Source organism: Agrobacterium bohemicum, assembly GCF_001562555.1.
GTDB classification, from domain to species: Bacteria; Pseudomonadota; Alphaproteobacteria; order Rhizobiales; family Rhizobiaceae; genus Agrobacterium; species Agrobacterium bohemicum.
Window position 1 is genome coordinate 290052 of the sequence record NZ_KQ961024.1, and the last position, 16747, is coordinate 306798.

A 16747-nucleotide genomic window follows, 5' to 3' on the forward strand; every position below is an offset into this window, starting at 1 on the left:
TATGATTAATCGTTGCTAAACAAGGGAGTTAAGTTTCAGCGGGGATCAACGCGGCATAAAAAATGCCCCGCATCTTTCGATACGAGGCATTGGTAGCGGTACGATACCGAATGAATTATTCGGACTTGTCGTCTTCTTCTGTCGCGACTGTTTCTTCGGCTTCGTCAACGATCGCAACGACTGGTGGCACGATGGTTGCGATGGTGAAGTCGCGGTCGGTGATGACAGGTACGACGTTCTTCGGCAGGGTAACCTGCGAGATGTGAACGCTGTCGCCAACCTTGAGGCCGTCGAGGTCAACGGTGATCGCATCAGGAATGTCGTTTGCCGGTACGTGGGCTTCGACAGTGTGACGAACGATGTTGAGAACGCCACCCTTCTTGATGTCCGACTTTTCTTCGTTGATGAAGTGAACCGGAATTTCAACCGTAACCTGCGAGTTGCCGGATACGCGCAGGAAGTCTACGTGCACCATGAAATCGCGGACTGGGTCGCGCTGGTAGTCCTTTGGCAGGACCTTGTACTTCTTGCCGTCAACGTCGAGCGTTGCGACGGTGGTCATGAAACCGCCGGCCTGAACGCGCTTTGTGACTTCATTGGTCGAGATCGCGATAGAAATTGGGGCTTGCTTGTCACCATAGATGACAGCAGGAATCAAACCGTTGCGACGTAGTTCACGAGAGGACCCCTTACCAACTCGTTCGCGCGCTTCGGCCTTGAGCTCATAAGTCTCTTTGCTCATGGCATAATCCTTTTAGGTTGTCTGGAGAGTTCGTTCCGGCGTGCCGGATCGAACTGGAGAAGACTTTTGAAAAGCCGTCTCGCCCGCGTTGCCTCCAAGGGTGTCTACACGGTTGCGGGCGCTATAATATAAAGAAGGCGTAAAGGCAAGGGTAGCAGAGCCTTGAGAAACAATCTCTTCCGCTCGCGTCCGGATTTCATTGTGCCAGCGCTACCTCTATCGGAAGGCGAGTATTTTAATTCTTGCTTATCTATGTCGGTAAACGCCGTAAAAACGAGATCACCATTATAGTCTGAAACAATTCAACAGACGCGTGATGTCAATGTATCAAATTCTGAGCTGCCTGGCCATAGACCATGACATTCGCTACACGATAGCAGCTGTCACCATTTGCGTGATGGGATGCTTTTTGACCATGCGTCTTTTCGCTCGCTCGCGCCAATCGGCGGCCATTCAGCGGGCGAACTGGTTGTTTCTGGCGGGCATGATTGGCGGCACGACGATCTGGACCACGCATTTCGTGGCCATGCTGGGTTATCAGGCGCCTGGGAATGTCGGGTTTCTTCCAGGCTTTACCGGGCTTTCCTTCATCATTTCCGTGGCGGCAACAACGGCGGGCTTTGCCATTGCCACCTATGGCGGCAACACGCTGCTTGCTGAAGGCGGCGGCCTCGTCGTCGGGCTTGGCATAGCGTGCATGCACTACACCGGAATGGCGGCCTATACCGTTCAAGGTTCATTGGTCTGGGAACCGGTCTATGTCGTCGCGTCGATGGTATTTGGCGGCGTGTTCGGCATGCTGGCAACAAACCGGGTCGTTCGTCCCGTGAACTGGTTTTGCAAATATAGCGGCATGACGTTTCTTGTGCTGGGTATTGCCCTGACGCACTTCACGGCAATGGCCGCATTCTCGGTCTCCTTCAATCCTGCAATGACGATAGCACCGTCGCTGGTTTCGCCAAGCCTTATGGGTGGTAGCGCAATCATCATCACCTTCGTCCTGCTTGCCTTCGGATTTTCCACCTATGTGATCGATTCTCAGGCCAGCTTGCAGGCTGTCGAGCGGTATCGTCACCTGTCCCTGCATGATGCGCTGACCGGCATTCCCAACCGCGCGGCATTTCATGAACATTTGCAAGCCCTGTTGAAGCGTAGCAACGATCCGACAACGCGCATCGCACTTCTGTCGTTCGACCTCAATCGCTTCAAGGAAATCAACGACGTTCACGGCCACGGGGCAGGGGATGCGGTGCTGCGCTCGCTGGCAGACCGCATGAGTTCCATTCTTCGCCCTGGAGAATTCGTCGCGCGTGTCGGTGGCGATGAGTTCGTCGCGGTCTTGCACCGGTATTACGGGCGCAACGATGGTATCGAGTTTGCCCATCGGCTGTTGGGTGAGGTCGTCAAGCCGATAGAGTGGCACGAAACAAGTCTGTCGGTTGGCGCAAGCGTTGGTATCGCGATTGGCAATTTTAGCACGAAAACCGCCGACACCTTGATTTCGCAGGCGGATGTGGCGATGTACCGCGCCAAAAGTGACGTGACCGGTACGATTTGCTTTTATGACAAATCCATGGACGAGGCGTCCCGCGCGCGCAGTGCGCTGGCGGTCAGCATGCGTTCAGGACTGAGCAAAGGTGCATTCGAGCTTTATTTTCAGCAGCAAAACGACACGACGACCGGCGCAATCGTCGGGTTTGAGGTGTTGCTGCGCTGGAACCACCCCGAACGCGGAATGATTTCGCCAGCCGAATTCATTCCGATTGCGGAGCAGACCGGCTTCATCATCGAGATGGGCGAGTGGGTTTTGCGCGAGGCGTGTCTCCACGCAGTGCGCTGGAGAAACCCTCTAAGCATTGCTGTCAACGTTGCGCCGTTGCAGCTTTCGGATTCCGATTTCGTCAAGAAGGTGCAACGGATTCTCGAGGAGACAGGCCTTGAGCCCAAACGGCTCGAACTCGAAATCACCGAGAGCGGGATTATTGCAGACCACCGTCATGCGTTGCTGACAATACGCCGTTTGAAATCGTTGGGGGTCCGCATCGCCATGGATGATTATGGCACCGGCTACTCTTCACTCTCGACATTGCAGAGCTTTCCGTTCGACAAGATAAAGATCGACCGCGGTTTCGTGGAAGGGCTTGGCACCAACGTCCAGTCTCAGGCCATCGTCCGCTCCACCTTGATCCTTGCCAACAGCCTCAACATTCCGGTTTTGGCAGAGGGCGTGGAAACACAGGTGCATCTGGAGTTCCTGCGCCGTGAAGGGTGTCAGCACGTTCAAGGTTTCTATTACGGACGTCCGGGACCGGCGATTACAATCGACGCCATCGTGAACTGGGTTTCCCCAGGCGATGAACTTCCTCAAAATGACGTACTGCCGCTGGCAAGCTGATTTCCGTATCCGCCAATAACACTTTATTTTGTTGAAAGAGACACGCATCAGGCGCACCATCCCGGTAAATCTCGGGAGGAGACCATGTCTATCAGCACGGCTCATGCGGACCATGTGTATCAAAGTGCCAACCAGCCGTCGGCGGCGGCCAGTTCGCCCATCATCGCGTCTTGGCGGCGCTGCATGACCATGCATCATCTGGCTCCGGAAAAAGGCAGCGAGCCGATTTTTCTGGCCGATGCCGAGTTTCGCAGAGCGCGGGAGATCTCTGCCAGACTGATTGCTGAAAGTGCCGATGAACTGGACCGTATTTTTCTGAGCGTCGGCAAGGCTGGATGCTGCCTGCTTTTGACCGATGCCGATGGCGTGGCGCTGGAGCGGCGCGGTGCCACCACCGATGATCAGGACTTTCGCCAGTTGGGTCTCTGGTCCGGTGCAGTCTGGAGCGAAGCCAGCGTCGGGACTAATGGCATTGGCACGGCGCTAGCAGACGAGCGCTCCGTGACCATTTACCGTGATCAGCATTTCTTCTCCTCCAACATCAGCCTTTGCTGCACAACAGCGCCCATTCGGGATCATCTCGGCCAAGTGACCGGTGCGCTGGACATTTCCACCTGCCGGGATGACGTCAACGAACTAACCTTCTCCATGTTGACGCAGGCCGTGCGTGACGCGGCACAACGCATAGAGGGCAATCTATTCCGTCGTGCTTTTCCCGGTGCACGTATCCTCATGCTGCCATCTGGAAACTCCACCTCTCTGTCCCTTTTGGCGGTTGATCAGGACGACATCATTCTCGGAGCAACCCGTGCCGCCCGTCTGGCGCTGCACCTTGATGATCTCAGGCTCGCGGCAGGAATTCCCGCATCCGATGCCTTGCGGGAGGAGCGGCATGACAAAGGCGCGGAGCTTGCCGATGCGGAAAGGGCTGCGCTGCGCCGGGTACTGTCCCGTGCCAACGGCAATATCACGCAGGCTGCTGTCCTACTTGGCATCAGCAGAGCCACGCTTCACCGCAAGATGAAGAAGCTTTCGGTTCACTAACGCTGATGTCATATTCTTGGATTGCGCTGTCGCAGATGTGAAACACAGTGCAGTGCGGAATATCGTTGCGCCTCTTTGCTTCTATCAAATCTGCGCCCACCTTCCTGTCACGCGATCAAACAAAGGATCGCATTTCATCAGGGAGGATGAACTCATGAACATTCAGGTCCAGCAAAAGGCCGGTGAAGCGCCGTTCAAGCTCAAATATGGCAACTACATCGGCGGTGAGTGGGTGGAGCCCAAATCAGGCCGCTATATGGATAACCTGTCTCCGGTGACAGGCCAGAAGATTTGCGAAGTGCCGCGTTCGGACGCCAGCGACATCGAATTTGCGCTCGACGCAGCCCATAAGGCCCGCGCCACCTGGGGCCAGACCAGCGCTACCGAGCGCTCCAACATTCTTCTGAAAATCGCCCAGCGCATTGAAGACAATCTCGAGCTTATCGCCCGTGCAGAAACATGGGACAACGGCAAGCCCCTGCGTGAAACGACAAATGCCGACATTCCGCTGGCCATTGATCATTTCCGCTATTTTGCGGGTTGTATTCGTGCACAGGAAGGCTCGATCGGCCAGATCGACAATGACACAGTGGCCTATCATTTCCACGAGCCGCTGGGTGTCGTCGGCCAGATCATCCCTTGGAACTTTCCGATCCTGATGGCGACGTGGAAGCTCGCTCCAGCGCTTGCTGCCGGTAACTGCGTTGTGCTGAAGCCTGCGGAACAAACCCCCGCGTCGATCCTACTGGTCATGGAGCTGATCGAGGACCTGTTGCCGCCGGGTGTCGTCAACATCGTCAATGGCCTTGGCCTTGAGGCTGGCAAGCCGCTGGCGCAGAGCAATCGCATCGCCAAGATCGCCTTTACCGGCTCTACCTCCGTCGGCAAGGAGATCATGCGATATGCTGCGGACAACGTGACGAACATCACGCTGGAGCTGGGCGGTAAGTCCCCAAACATCTTCTTCGCAGATGTGATGAACGAGGACGACGCGTTTCTCGACAAGGCGTTGGAAGGCTTTGCGATGTTTGCGCTCAATCAGGGTGAGGTCTGCACATGCCCATCGCGCGCTCTGGTGCACGAATCCATCTATGACCGTTTCATGGAAAAGGCCATCAAGCGTGTCGAAGCGATCAGTCAGGACGATCCGCTGAATGCATCGACCATGATCGGCGCTCAGGCTTCTCAGGAACAGTTCGACAAGATCATGAGCTATCTTGAGATCGGCAAGAAGGAAGGCGCCAAAGTGCTGACCGGCGGTGACAAGAAATCGCTCTCCGGCAATCTCAAAGACGGTTTCTACATTCAGCCGACGGTCTTTGAGGGCAACAACAAGATGCGCGTTTTCCGGGAGGAAATCTTTGGGCCGGTTGTGTCGGTAACGACCTTCAAGACCGTTGAAGAGGCCATCGAGATCGCCAATGACACGGTTTACGGCCTGGGTGCCGGTGTCTGGAGCCGTGATACCAATCTTGCCTACCGAGCAGGTCGTGGCATCGAAGCTGGTCGCGTCTGGACCAATTGCTACCATGCCTATCCAGCCGGTGCCGCCTTCGGTGGTTACAAGCAGTCCGGTATTGGTCGCGAAACGCACAAGATGATGCTCGACCACTATCAGCAGACCAAGAATCTGCTGGTTTCCTACAGCCCCAACAAGCTCGGCTTCTTCTGAGCCGGAGCCGATTGGTTCGAGACGTTTGAAAATAAGAAAAGCCGGAGTTCTTTGCTCCGGCTTTTTCTATTCATGTTTTAGATGGGATATTTAGTCGAAGAGACCCGAAACCGACTGCTCAAGCGATGTGCGGTTAATGGCTTCACCCAGCAGGGCGGCCGTGGTGATGACGCGGATGTTCGGGGCAGACTGCACGCTCGTCGTCGGCTGAATGCTGTCGGTGATGACGAGTTCGCGCAGTTTGGAAGATGCGATGCGCGCAACAGCGCCACCCGAGAGAACGCCGTGCGTGATATAGGCCGTGACGCTGGTTGCACCATTCTTCAGCAGTGCTTCTGCGGCATTGCACAGAGTACCACCGGAATCGACGATATCATCGACAAGAATGCAATCCTTGCCGGCGACGTCACCGATGATGTTCATGACTTCGGATTCACCCGGACGATCGCGACGTTTGTCAACGATGGCCAGCAGACAGTCGAGGCGTTTTGCCAGCGAACGGGCGCGGACCACACCACCGACATCCGGGGAAACGACCATCAGGTTCGCAAGGTCGTAATGTTCCTTCACATCGCGCGCCAGAATAGGCATGGCGATAAGGGTATCGGTCGGAATGTCGAAGAAGCCCTGGATTTGCCCGGCGTGAAGATCAAGCGTCAGAACGCGGTCTGCACCGGCTTCAGTGATGAGGTTGGCAACGAGCTTTGCCGAAATCGGCGTGCGCGGTCCAGCTTTACGGTCCTGACGGGCATAGCCGAAATAGGGAAGAACTGCGGTGATGCGGCGTGCCGAGGAACGACGCATGGCGTCGATCATGATCAGCAGTTCCATCAGGTGGTCATTGGCCGGGAAAGAGGTGGGCTGTACGATGAAGATGTCTTCACCACGCACGTTTTCGCTGATTTCTACGAAAATTTCCTGGTCGGCAAACCGCCTTACGGTAGCATTTCCCAGGGGAACATTAAGATACTTGCAGATCGCTTCGGCCAGATGCCGGTTCGAATTGCCTGCGAAAACCTTCATTGTTGCCGCCTGTTTTAATGCCATCGCCTGAGATCCGACAAAGACGTTACTCTTTGTAGTCCGTGCGTCGTTCAACGGGGAGGAATACCCGACCCGAAGGGTGCCGGACATGCCGTTTTGCCATGGGCGCCTTAATAGCGGGGTTGCCCGTGAATGCAAGAGGTCAGAGGGTGATACCCTTAATTTTCATGAAAACTTTGTGACTTAGGCGGTATCAACAGGTTTCATCCACAATTTCAGCTGGTCTATCCCCGTTGAGACTGTTTCCAGGACTGGTAGTCGTTGAGCGTTTTGGCAGCGATCTTCTGCATGGCGGTATCTGTGACGGCGGACCAGGGGTCGTTGCCGCGACCGGCTACCGTTTCCTCCCCCTGCAGGCGGTGAAGTCGCGCTCCATTGGCATCCAGGATATCCCAGACATAAACGATGGTGACGTTGGAACCATCGGCGAAGGCTGAAAGATATCCCTTCAGGATGTTCTCTGCGGACGTGTCACTCGACGGGCGAATGGTGAGACCCTTCGCCCGAGCTTCAGCGCCCAGTTGACGCGACAGCGGCGTCACGGCCTGAACGGGTGCGCCGATGATGGGCAGGAAGCGGATGGTGCCGGACGCTGAACCGGATGGCAGGGAGGCGGTTTGTGTCTGCGGCTGTGCCGGGGCCGTTTGTTGCGCCACCGGTTCTCCGAACTGGGCGCCGCTCGTCATCGCCTGCGCTTGAGCCTGACGGGTGTTTTGCGGCGCATAAGCTGGCACCTGAGAGGAAACAACGCTCGGGGAACGGTCGGCTGCGGCGGCCATCTGGTCCAGATCGCCCTGATTGACCGGGGTCGATTGGGTGTTGCTATGACCCACATCGACCTGCGGTGTCAGCGCATCCGTCGTATTGCAGGCCGATAATACCAAGGCGAGACCTGGGATTGCCATGACTACCCCTAGCCGCCGCATGCCATATATCCCCTCATAAAGTGCTCCGTCGTTCCCTGATCGCAAACAATGTACGGTTCGACCTCGACGCGAGTCAAATCGAGATTAGACCGCTAGCAAATCAAGGCTGTGGCGAGACAGGGATTCCGGCGCACCTTCCGTGGTGAGGTAGGTTTGACCCAGCGTCATGGCGAAGCCCGAGTCGCTGTCCATGATGATCATGTGTACGAAGAGCGTCATGTTAGGCAGAATTTCCTGCGTATTGCCCGCGTAGAACATCTGATGCTCCATCCATGATGGCGAGAAGCGCGCACCCAGCGAATAACCGCAGGCATTTAGACGATGGCGCGTCAGTCCGCGCTCGTCCATGATGCGCGCGTGAACGTCGAAAACGTCTCCGAACGTGTTGCCGGGGCGCAGGACTTCTTCGATTGCACGGATGTTTTCAGCGCAGGCATTGTAAAGCTCCTTTTGGCGGAACTCGACCTCACCGATGACGACTGTCCGCATCATGGCGGCATGGTAGTGGGCGCTGACGCCCGCCCATTCCAGCGTCAACTGATCCTTCTCGTCCAGCTTGCGACGCCCGGCTTTGTAACGGCAAAGAAGGGCATCCGGGCCAGAACCGATGATGAATTCATTGGCAGGGTAATCGCCACCGCCCGCAAAAACCGCGCCTTGCATGGCCGCAAGAATATCGGCCTCATCAGCGCCAGGCGCAATGATCTTGAGCGCGGCGTCCAGCGCATCATCCGCCAGCGCGCCGGCGCGCTTGGCATAGGCCACTTCCGCCGGGCTTTTGACGAGACGCAGTCCGCTGACGACGGCTGATGCATCGATGATCTGGCAGAAGCTGGAAAGCTGGTTGTCGAGAAGACGCGCAACTCGGCCCGTCATGCCATGGGTGTCGAACTCGATGCCGATGCGGCAACCCAGCAGATCCATGTCGCTCAGCAGGTTTTTGAGATCAAGCGTCGGATCGGCGTTGAGACGATCCACCCAGATGACGATGTTTTCGATATTGGATGTCTGACGCGCCTGCCGCAAATCGGCCGAGCGTGTCAAAAGCGTCATGGTGCCATCGGCCTTGACGATCAACGTCTGGAAAAAGCAGTAGCCGAACGTGTCATATCCCGTCAGCCAGTACATGCTTTCCTGGGCAAACAGCAAGATTGCATCCAGCTTTTCTTCCGCCATCTTCTCAGTCAGGCGGGCGCGGCGTGCCTCGAATTCGGCGGCATCGAAGTGCAAGGCCATATCAGTTCTCCAGAATTGCTATTGCTGAAATCTGCCGCCCGTAATCCGGTTCGCTGCGATGTGTCGTGCGGCGGAAAGAATAGAAGCTGTCATTATCGGGGTAAGTACAGATACCCAGGTTTTCTGCCGTCACACCCGCAGCCATCAAACGATCCACGGTCAACTGCTTCAGATCGAAAAAAGCATGGCCTGCGTTGGGCGAGGACGATAGATAGGCGGCGTGGGCAGGGTTCATCTCTTTCAGACTTTCGACCCGCTCAGGTCCAACTTCGTAGTTTTCCTGGCTGATCGAGGGACCGAGACTGGCAACGATGCGCTTGCGGCTGGCGCCCAGCGCGATCATCGCATCCACGGTGTTTTCAAGAACACCGGAGACGGCACCCTTCCAACCGGCGTGAGCGGCACCAACGACGCCAGCTTGCGCATCTGCAAAGAGGATAGGGCCGCAGTCCGCAGCCAATACGCCAAGGATGATGCCGGATGTGGCGGTGACCATGGCGTCTGCCTGTGGTCTGTCTCCGTCGTATGTGTCATCGACGACGACGACGTCGGGAGAATGCACCTGATGCACGGTCGCCAGTTTTTCCAGTGGCAGACCGAACCAGGCAGCAACGCGGCTTCTGTTTTCCAGAACCGCTTGCCGCTCATCCTGAGAGCCGAGCCCGACGTTCAGGCCGCGGTAAATGCCCTGGGAAACGCCGCCATGACGGGTGAAGAAGCCGTGGCGAATGCGCGGCCCTGTCGATGCGACAAGCAGCGGGCTCTGAAGGGGAAGCGGCAGCGTGTCTTCCTGCATTACGGTATCGATCCTTGGCGATGTCGCTGATTTGAAACGCATATTCGCGAGCGAGTGTTTCCGGTTAAGCGCATCGCGTGGGATGCAGATAGCAGTTTGTTACTGCTTCGATTTCACGCGATGTTGACCAAAGGCCAGCGCCAATGTCAATCCAGCGCGCGGAACGGCAGCAGATGGATGGCCGGGCTGGAGATGGCGAGGACCTTAAATAGCTCACCCATCTTGCCAACACCTTCACCGGCAAGGCGGTTGACGGCTTCGGCAATTTCCAGCGTTTGATCGGGTGTTGCCTTGGCGGCCAGTGCCTGCGCGCGTTCTCTCAACCCCAGACCATGCAGGAAGTCACCTTGTGGCAGGCAGCCGTTGATGTGCACGCCGTTGGCTAGGGCGGTTTTGACGAGGCTGTCGAAATCCACATGGCTGGTGAGGTCCGCTTCGCCGGGATGCGCCAGAACCGGATCGAACTCATGCATGCGCAGCGCCTGCAATGTATCGCCAAAACCGGAAACGGTGTGGCCGTAGTCTATGATGACTGCGGTGCCACCATTGATCTTGATCCGATGGGCAATGGCGGCCATAACCGCTTCGCGGGCAGGGGAGTATTCGAAGATCGTTCCAGGCGCCTGGCGCTCCGGCAAAGGCGGCAGCAAATCCGGATCGATGCTGGCGAGACCTGTGGCGAAAACGAGTTCGTCTTCGGTATCCAGCGCTACGACCCTCTCGCGGAAACCCTGCGGGGTTTTTACGAATTGCCGGATAGGAATGGCGTCGAACAGCTCGTTTGCGGCAATCAGCAGGAAGCCGGGCGGAACATCGTCAAAGCTCTCGTGCCAGCCGATCTTGTCGCCGTGGCTGGCAAGGGTTTCTTGCTGTGTCTCGGTCAATCGCGGACTGGTCTCCACCAGATGGACACTCATGCTTTCATAAAGCGGTGGTGCGATGCGCTGGATGACCCGCAGCATATCCGCCATCATGGTGCCGCGTCCCGGACCGATTTCCACGAGGCGGGCATTGGCCGGTGTACCGTGTCTTTGCCAGGCGTGAACGATGAAGACGCCGAGCATTTCGCCAAACAACTGGCTGACTTCGGGCGCAGTTACGAAATCGCCGGTGCGGCCGAAAGGCTGTCTGGTTTTATAATAGCCGTGTTCGGGATCTGCGAGGCAGAGCGCAAAGAAGTCCGTCACACTCATCGGGCCGTTGAGGCGTATGAGGGATTTGATACGGCGTGCGAGCGGTGTCGGCATGGTATTTTACCCGGTTACGATGACAAAGCAGCGCGACGCGCCCGTACAATTGCCCACACGCCTAGAAGGAACATAGGTGTCGATAGAACCATGCCCATGGTCAACCAGTTCCCGGCCAGATATCCGATCTGCGCATCCGGTTCACGGAAGAACTCCACGAATATTCTGGAAAGCGCATAACCGCAGACGAAAACGCCAGTGATCAGTCCCGGGCTTTTCAGTGCCTTGAAGCCATAGATAAGGATTGCGAGAACGATCAGCAATACGATGCCCTCGAGACCAGCCTCGTAGAGCTGGCTCGGGTGACGGGCAAAAGGACCGCCCGTCGGGAAAACGACCGCCCAGGGAACATCGGTCAGACGGCCCCACAATTCGCCATTGATAAAGTTGGCGACGCGACCGAACAAAAGACCGAGTGGTGCGACCGCAGCGATGATGTCGAACATGCTCCAGACGGGAATGCCATTGCGACGCGCAAACAGCACCATCGCCACCGTCGTGCCGATCAGCCCGCCGTGGAAGGACATGCCGCCGTTCCAGATTTGCAAGGCACGTACCGGGTTTTCGATAACGGCACCCATATCGTAAAAGAGAATGTAGCCTATGCGACCGCCCAGAACGATACCGGCAGCGGCCCATACGATAAAGTCGTCCAGATGAACGGGCGTTATCGGCGATTTTTCGTGTGGCCACAAACGATCTGAAAGGCTCAGCTGACGCGCGTAATACCAGCCCAGCATGATGCCGAAGACATAGGCAATGCCATACCAATGGATTGGAAGCGGCCCTATGTGGATCGCCACCGGATCGATATTGGGAAACGGCATGATCGAAAACTGGGCGATGGGTGCAAACAATTCGATATTCCATGATTATTGCGCTTGGAGGTCGGAATGTCGGTGCGGCCAATTATCCATTGGATTTACAAAATATTCTTTTCCCGGAGCGGGAAAATGGCGACTGAAAAGGGTGCGGTCAAGGCGATTCTTTGACACTGTGATGACGGTCTCGTGCGGACGTGCCTAGGAGCCGGTCCTTATTTTGCTTGCAACCGCAATAGCGAGTGCCTACCTGAATAACATGAACCGAAAGGCGCCTTGCCTTTTCCACCACTGACGAGGACATCGCACCATGAGTACGACAGGCACAAACCGTATTTTCGATGAATTCGCAAAGCTGATGACGGACGCAGCAGGTGCCGCTCAGGGTATGCGCAAGGAAGTCGAAACCGCTTTTCATGCGCAGGCCGAGCGTTGGCTCAATAGCCTCGATCTGGTCAAGCGTGAGGAATTCGAAGTCGTGCGCGAGATGGCAATTCAGGCTCGTGACGAAAACGACGCCTTGCGCGCGCGCATCGAAGCGCTTGAGGCGAAGCTCTCCACCCCCGCCTCCTGACAGGCTACAAAAGCTTTTGATTCTCATGCCGGACCCTCTCAAGGGTCCGGCATTTTTCGTTTTTGTCTCATTTCGAAGCAGTTTGCACCGCAGTGGGGATTCGGAAGCCGCAAGCAAGCAATTTCATTCAGTTTTTTTTAACGTCTGTGGAAACACTCGAAAAACATAATCGGCAGAGTCGGTTATGACTCACAACTGAGGTTTCGTACGAGGAGATATACACAGTTCTGATTGCAAAAACGGGACGTTGGGGGTGGCGCGGGGACTCGCTCGTTATACACTGATTTTCAATGATGATTCGAAACGAACTCCGTAAGCTCCAGACATGTTTACTGCGTTATTCTGGCGGCGTCGGGCATCATCCTGAAGTATTGTAACCCGGCATTTGCGTGTGCGTTTTTTGTACCTTTGCGTGCGAAACAGAACATTCATTTCCGGCTGAGAAGGTGCCGTATGAGCCTAATGGAATTTGAAGTCGAGCGTCACTCCAACCCGGTCGATATGATCGAGTTCGTTGCCGCGTCTAACGACTGGTCGTTCGAACGCTCCGGCGAAGATGAAATTGCCATGACGGTCGAAGGCCGTTGGGCGGATTATCATGTTTCGTTTTCATGGATGGAGCAGTTTGAAGCGCTGCACCTGGCCTGTGCTTTCGATATTAAAATTGCCGATCATCGCGTCAATGAGGTCATTCGTCTGTTGGCGCATGTCAACGGTCAGACGTTGATGGGCCATTTCGATCTGTGGCGTCAGGAAGACGTGATCATCTTCCGTCAGTCTCTGTTGCTGGCGGGTGGTGCAGAACCGACGAACCAGCAGGTGGAAGTGCTTCTCTCCAGCGCGCTTGAAGCCTGCGAACAGTATTTCCAGGCATTCCAATTCGTCGTCTGGTCCGGCATGGAAGCCAAGGCGGCCATGGAAGCCGCGTTGTTCGAGACTGTTGGGGAAGCCTGAGCCATGATGTCTCTTGCATCGTGTCCGCTCGTTCTCATCGGCGCCGGCAATATGGGCGGCGCTTTGCTTTCAGGCTGGCTGAAGAGGGGTGTGCCGGGCGCATCGATCATCGTCATCGACCCCCGACCCTCGGATACGATGATGGGGTTGATGTCAGAAGCGGGTGCGACGCACCTGACCGAAGCACCGAAGAATGACACGACTGCCGGTATTTTGTTTCTTGCCGTGAAACCTCAGTTGATGGATGCGGTCCTGCCGCCCCTAAAGCCGTTGATCGGACCGCAGACCGTCGTCGTGTCCATCGCAGCGGGCAAGACGCTGGCTGGTATCGAGGCCTATCTGGGCAAGACCGCTGCTATCCGCGCCATGCCGAACACGCCAGCGATGGTGGGGCGCGGTGTGACGGGTGCCTACGCGAATGAAACGGTGTCCGAGCCGCAACGGTCGCTTGTCGAAACTCTGCTGAAAGTCAGCGGTCCTGTCGAATGGGTAGCGACGGAGGCCGATATCGATGCGGTGACCGCTCTGTCCGGAAGCGGTCCTGCTTATGTGTTTTATCTCGTAGAATGCATGGCGGAGGCAGGCCGCAAATGTGGCTTGCCGGCGGACCTCGCCATGCGTCTCGCACGGGAAACCGTCGCCGGGGCTGGTGAATTGCTTCATCAGTCCCCGGACGAGGCATCGCGTTTGCGCAAGAATGTAACGTCTCCCGGTGGTACGACAGCAGCAGCTCTGTCTGTTCTGATGGATGACAATGGCATGCAGCCGCTTTTCGACAAGGCAATCGCTGCTGCGAAAAAACGCGCCGAAGAATTGGCTGTTTAAAGAGGGCGGCGATGAGCGAGCAGATCACTTACGTCGACTTCGAAAAAGTCGATATTCGCGTCGGCACTATCATAGAAGCGGAAGCCTTCCCAGAAGCGCGCAAACCCGCTTTCAAGATCAAGATCGATTTCGGCCCAGAGATCGGCATCAAGAAATCATCGGCGCAGATTACCGTTCACTACACGTTGGAGACGCTGGTTGGGCGACAGGTTCTGTCCGTTGTCAATTTTCCGCCGCGCCAGATCGGGCCATTTCGCTCTGAAGTGCTGACGCTTGGCTTTGCCGATAAGGACGGAGCCATCGTTCTCGCCAGTGTAGAACAGGCCGTTCCCAATGGCGAGAAGATGTGCTGAACCCATAGGGTCAGCGTGTAAAGGCTGCATGATCGTGCTTACGCTGCCACCTTTTTCTCGATGGTGGCAGCAGTAAGGAAAGGCGTTGTTGCCGTCGATTCAATCGCTTTGAACTCGACCTCTTTTGCCTTGAGAATGATTTCAACGCCGTGATCGACGTCTTTGTCCTCAAGAAAGAACTGCTTGAAGCCAGCTGTTGACGCCGAATTGGACAGGCCGGTGAGGATCGCAGTGACAACGCCGATAGGGATCGCTACGATGCCTCCAACTTCGGTTTTTATAGTAATATCAACCGCCAGCTTTACGATGTCCCAGCCGCATTCGTTCAAAACCTCTTCCACGCCATCAATGAAGCCACGGTAATTGTTGGGAGCGGATTGAAAGATGCGACCGTCTTCGGTCATGGCGACGACTTTCCACCAGTCACGGCCTGTCGTCAGGAAGCCGGTGTTGTATTCTACAATCAATTTTTCTTCGGGCGACGTACCATTGGGGACGTTCAGCCATTCCTTGCTGTGATTGTACTCATCACTGTATTTGTGGACGATACCAACGCTTGCCAGTTTAACACCGGTTTCGTTTTTGATGCGGACAGTCGTGAACTTTTTGGTTGCCATCTCAATCTCCTTTGCAACTTATAGTAATAGGCCGTGCAAAGTTCTAATATTCCGTTAATGTGGGATTGGGATTGGCTGTAGTCTTGCTCTGTTACGTTAATCTATTGATTGTTATGCTGGAATCTTGACGATGACGCGCAGCCCGCCCAGCGGGCTGTCATCCAATGTCACATCACCGCCGTGGCTTCGGGCAATGTCGAGCACGATGGACAGACCTAGCCCGGTGCCTGACGCGTTGAGATTGCGTGCTTCGTCAAGACGATAAAACGGCTTGAAAACGTCCTCACGCGATTCCCGTGGAATGCCTGGCCCGTCATCATCGAAGACGAGCGTGATGGATTTGGGAGCCTTGCGTATGTCCACGGCCAGCGTGCTGGCATAGCGATGGGCATTGGCTACGAGATTTCCGATCAAGCGTGCAAAAGCGTTGGGACGAACGGAAAGCTCGTCAACACCGTTCAACTGGTAGCTCAATGTTTTGCCGCACATCTGGAAATCGTTGCTGAAGCGTACGAAGAGAGGGCTAAGCTCCAGCTTTCCGACCGACTCTTCCGCATCGTCCCGCGCAAAGGCAAGATAGGCTTCCAGCATGGACTGCATGTCGTCCACGTCCTTGTCGAGGCCTTCCAGATCCGGGTTGTCGCCCGCCAGCGCCAATTGAAGCTTGAAGCGGGTGAGGATGGTGCGCAGGTCATGGCTGACGCCGTTGAGCATGGCTGTGCGCTGTTCCATCTGTCGTTCTATGCGCTCACGCATCAGAATGAAGGCGAGACCGGCGCGGCGCACTTCATCTGCGCCTCTGGGCGAATAGTTGGTTATCTTCTGGCCACGCCCGAAACTTTCCGCCGCTTTCGCTAGCGATAGAATAGGCCTGATCTGACCGCGCAGGAACAAAATGGAAATTCCAAGCAGTACCAACGAGGCTCCGCCCATCCAGACGAGGAAGATATGGGTGTTGGAGGCGTAAGCCTGACTGCGGCGGGTAAAGACCCGCAACGTCTTGTTTTCCAGCTGGATGCGGATTTCGACCAACGCGCCGTTTCCGAATGTATCGATCCAGAATGGCTTGCCGATCTGCTGCTGGATCTGGTCGGCAAGGATGGAGTCGAGAATGGAAAACAGCGGCTGCGGGCGCGCTTCCGGAAGCTCCTGCTTCGGCTCAATGTAGACGCTGAGATCAAGCCTGTCACGAGCGATGCGGATCACCCGCTGATAGTCGTCTTCCTCGGGGTCTGTTTCCAGCAACTCGATGACGGCGGCGATATCGCGGGTGACAGCGGCAGACAGCCGTTCCGTCACCATCTGCCAGTGGCGTTCCATGAACACGGCTGCAACGACGATCTGCAACAGAACCATCGGCAGGATGATGATGAGAAGCGACCGCGTGTAGAGCCCTGTCGGCAGCCAGTGGCGAAGCCAGCGGGCCGAAAAGCGCCAAGCCCGGGCGGGGGCGGTGTCTCTCACAGCAGTCATGAAATCCCGGCTCGCCATTGTCCTGCCT

General features: G+C 56.2%; 16 protein-coding genes. 7 read left to right on the forward strand and 9 right to left on the reverse strand.

The features are described from left to right. Window positions 1–115: 115 nt before the first annotated feature. Window positions 116–742: a 50S ribosomal protein L25/general stress protein Ctc gene (locus ATO67_RS04575; RefSeq protein WP_067645005.1), complete on the reverse strand. Its 627-nt coding sequence runs from the start codon at window positions 740–742 to the stop codon at window positions 116–118. 322 nt (window positions 743–1064) lie between these two features. Here ATO67_RS04575 and ATO67_RS04580 point away from each other — a divergent pair, with 322 nt between their 5' ends. The 3 genes from ATO67_RS04580 to adh all read left to right on the forward strand — a co-directional run bounded on the left by ATO67_RS04580 (window position 1065) and on the right by adh (window position 5853). Next, window positions 1065–3137 carry a bifunctional diguanylate cyclase/phosphodiesterase gene (locus tag ATO67_RS04580; RefSeq protein ID WP_067645008.1) on the forward strand — a complete coding sequence of 691 codons (2073 nt, stop codon included), beginning with the start codon at window positions 1065–1067 and terminating at the stop codon, window positions 3135–3137. A gap of 84 nt (window positions 3138–3221) precedes the next feature. Beyond that, complete coding sequence (locus ATO67_RS04585) at window positions 3222–4181, forward strand: helix-turn-helix domain-containing protein (protein ID WP_067645011.1); 960 nt, start codon at window positions 3222–3224, stop codon at window positions 4179–4181. 154 nt (window positions 4182–4335) lie between these two features. Next, window positions 4336–5853 carry an aldehyde dehydrogenase gene (gene adh, locus ATO67_RS04590; protein WP_067645014.1) on the forward strand — a complete coding sequence of 506 codons (1518 nt, stop codon included), beginning with the start codon at window positions 4336–4338 and terminating at the stop codon, window positions 5851–5853. 90 nt (window positions 5854–5943) lie between these two features. Here the strand turns inward: adh and ATO67_RS04595 are convergent, their stop codons facing one another. The 6 genes from ATO67_RS04595 to lgt form a co-directional block, all read right to left on the reverse strand. Next, window positions 5944–6876: a ribose-phosphate pyrophosphokinase gene (locus tag ATO67_RS04595; protein ID WP_067645017.1), complete on the reverse strand. Its 933-nt coding sequence runs from the start codon at window positions 6874–6876 to the stop codon at window positions 5944–5946. A gap of 245 nt (window positions 6877–7121) precedes the next feature. Continuing rightward, window positions 7122–7823 (reverse strand): hypothetical protein, encoded by a 702-nt coding sequence (locus tag ATO67_RS04600; protein WP_067645021.1) that lies wholly within the window; start codon window positions 7821–7823, stop codon window positions 7122–7124. A gap of 84 nt (window positions 7824–7907) precedes the next feature. Beyond that, window positions 7908–9059, reverse strand: a complete 1152-nt coding sequence (locus ATO67_RS04605) for a M24 family metallopeptidase (RefSeq protein WP_067645024.1) — start codon at window positions 9057–9059, stop codon at window positions 7908–7910. A gap of 1 nt (window position 9060) precedes the next feature. Further along, window positions 9061–9855: a peptidoglycan editing factor PgeF gene (pgeF, locus tag ATO67_RS04610; protein WP_067645607.1), complete on the reverse strand. Its 795-nt coding sequence runs from the start codon at window positions 9853–9855 to the stop codon at window positions 9061–9063. Between the two features lie 146 nt (window positions 9856–10001). Then, window positions 10002–11102: a class I SAM-dependent methyltransferase gene (locus ATO67_RS04615; RefSeq protein WP_067645027.1), complete on the reverse strand. Its 1101-nt coding sequence runs from the start codon at window positions 11100–11102 to the stop codon at window positions 10002–10004. A gap of 14 nt (window positions 11103–11116) precedes the next feature. Beyond that, a complete protein-coding gene (gene lgt / locus ATO67_RS04620; RefSeq protein ID WP_067645608.1) occupies window positions 11117–11929 on the reverse strand; it encodes a prolipoprotein diacylglyceryl transferase in 813 nt (270 codons plus the stop codon). 304 nt (window positions 11930–12233) lie between these two features. On the opposite strand from lgt, the gene ATO67_RS04625 reads away from it, so the two are divergent. The 4 genes from ATO67_RS04625 (at window position 12234) to ATO67_RS04640 (ending at window position 14629) form a co-directional block, all read left to right on the forward strand. Further along, window positions 12234–12497 carry an accessory factor UbiK family protein gene (locus ATO67_RS04625; protein WP_067645030.1) on the forward strand — a complete coding sequence of 88 codons (264 nt, stop codon included), beginning with the start codon at window positions 12234–12236 and terminating at the stop codon, window positions 12495–12497. Between the two features lie 453 nt (window positions 12498–12950). After that, complete coding sequence (locus ATO67_RS04630) at window positions 12951–13451, forward strand: type III secretion system chaperone family protein (protein ID WP_067645033.1); 501 nt, start codon at window positions 12951–12953, stop codon at window positions 13449–13451. A 6-nt stretch (window positions 13452–13457) separates the two neighbouring features. Continuing rightward, window positions 13458–14276, forward strand: a complete 819-nt coding sequence (gene proC / locus ATO67_RS04635; RefSeq protein WP_425352186.1) for a pyrroline-5-carboxylate reductase — start codon at window positions 13458–13460, stop codon at window positions 14274–14276. 11 nt (window positions 14277–14287) lie between these two features. Continuing rightward, window positions 14288–14629 carry a tRNA-binding protein gene (locus tag ATO67_RS04640; RefSeq protein ID WP_067645039.1) on the forward strand — a complete coding sequence of 114 codons (342 nt, stop codon included), beginning with the start codon at window positions 14288–14290 and terminating at the stop codon, window positions 14627–14629. A gap of 38 nt (window positions 14630–14667) precedes the next feature. Here the strand turns inward: ATO67_RS04640 and ATO67_RS04645 are convergent, their stop codons facing one another. Further along, complete coding sequence (locus tag ATO67_RS04645; RefSeq protein WP_067645042.1) at window positions 14668–15246, reverse strand: hypothetical protein; 579 nt, start codon at window positions 15244–15246, stop codon at window positions 14668–14670. Window positions 15247–15357: 111 nt separating this feature from the next. Next, complete coding sequence (locus ATO67_RS04650; protein WP_067645045.1) at window positions 15358–16737, reverse strand: ATP-binding protein; 1380 nt, start codon at window positions 16735–16737, stop codon at window positions 15358–15360. Between the last annotated feature and the right edge of the window lie 10 nt (window positions 16738–16747).

Bases quoted from the DNA above. Each gene is read 5' to 3' on its own strand.
- ATO67_RS04600 (WP_067645021.1), bottom strand. From the start codon at position 7,823: ATGCGGCGGCTAGGGGTAGTCATGGCAATCCCAGGTCTCGCCTTGGTA.
- ATO67_RS04640 (WP_067645039.1), top strand. From the start codon at position 14,288: ATGAGCGAGCAGATCACTTACGTCGACTTCGAAAAAGTCGATATTCGC.
- ATO67_RS04585 (WP_067645011.1), top strand. From the start codon at position 3,222: ATGTCTATCAGCACGGCTCATGCGGACCATGTGTATCAAAGTGCCAAC.
- ATO67_RS04575 (WP_067645005.1), bottom strand. From the start codon at position 742: ATGAGCAAAGAGACTTATGAGCTCAAGGCCGAAGCGCGCGAACGAGTT.
- ATO67_RS04615 (WP_067645027.1), bottom strand. From the start codon at position 11,102: ATGCCGACACCGCTCGCACGCCGTATCAAATCCCTCATACGCCTCAAC.
- ATO67_RS04625 (WP_067645030.1), top strand. From the start codon at position 12,234: ATGAGTACGACAGGCACAAACCGTATTTTCGATGAATTCGCAAAGCTG.
- ATO67_RS04580 (WP_067645008.1), top strand. From the start codon at position 1,065: ATGTATCAAATTCTGAGCTGCCTGGCCATAGACCATGACATTCGCTAC.
- ATO67_RS04595 (WP_067645017.1), bottom strand. From the start codon at position 6,876: ATGAAGGTTTTCGCAGGCAATTCGAACCGGCATCTGGCCGAAGCGATC.
- pgeF (WP_067645607.1), bottom strand. From the start codon at position 9,855: ATGCAGGAAGACACGCTGCCGCTTCCCCTTCAGAGCCCGCTGCTTGTC.
- ATO67_RS04630 (WP_067645033.1), top strand. From the start codon at position 12,951: ATGAGCCTAATGGAATTTGAAGTCGAGCGTCACTCCAACCCGGTCGAT.
- ATO67_RS04645 (WP_067645042.1), bottom strand. From the start codon at position 15,246: ATGGCAACCAAAAAGTTCACGACTGTCCGCATCAAAAACGAAACCGGT.
- proC (WP_425352186.1), top strand. From the start codon at position 13,458: ATGTCTCTTGCATCGTGTCCGCTCGTTCTCATCGGCGCCGGCAATATG.
- adh (WP_067645014.1), top strand. From the start codon at position 4,336: ATGAACATTCAGGTCCAGCAAAAGGCCGGTGAAGCGCCGTTCAAGCTC.
- ATO67_RS04605 (WP_067645024.1), bottom strand. From the start codon at position 9,059: ATGGCCTTGCACTTCGATGCCGCCGAATTCGAGGCACGCCGCGCCCGC.
- lgt (WP_067645608.1), bottom strand. From the start codon at position 11,929: ATGCCGTTTCCCAATATCGATCCGGTGGCGATCCACATAGGGCCGCTT.
- ATO67_RS04650 (WP_067645045.1), bottom strand. From the start codon at position 16,737: ATGGCGAGCCGGGATTTCATGACTGCTGTGAGAGACACCGCCCCCGCC.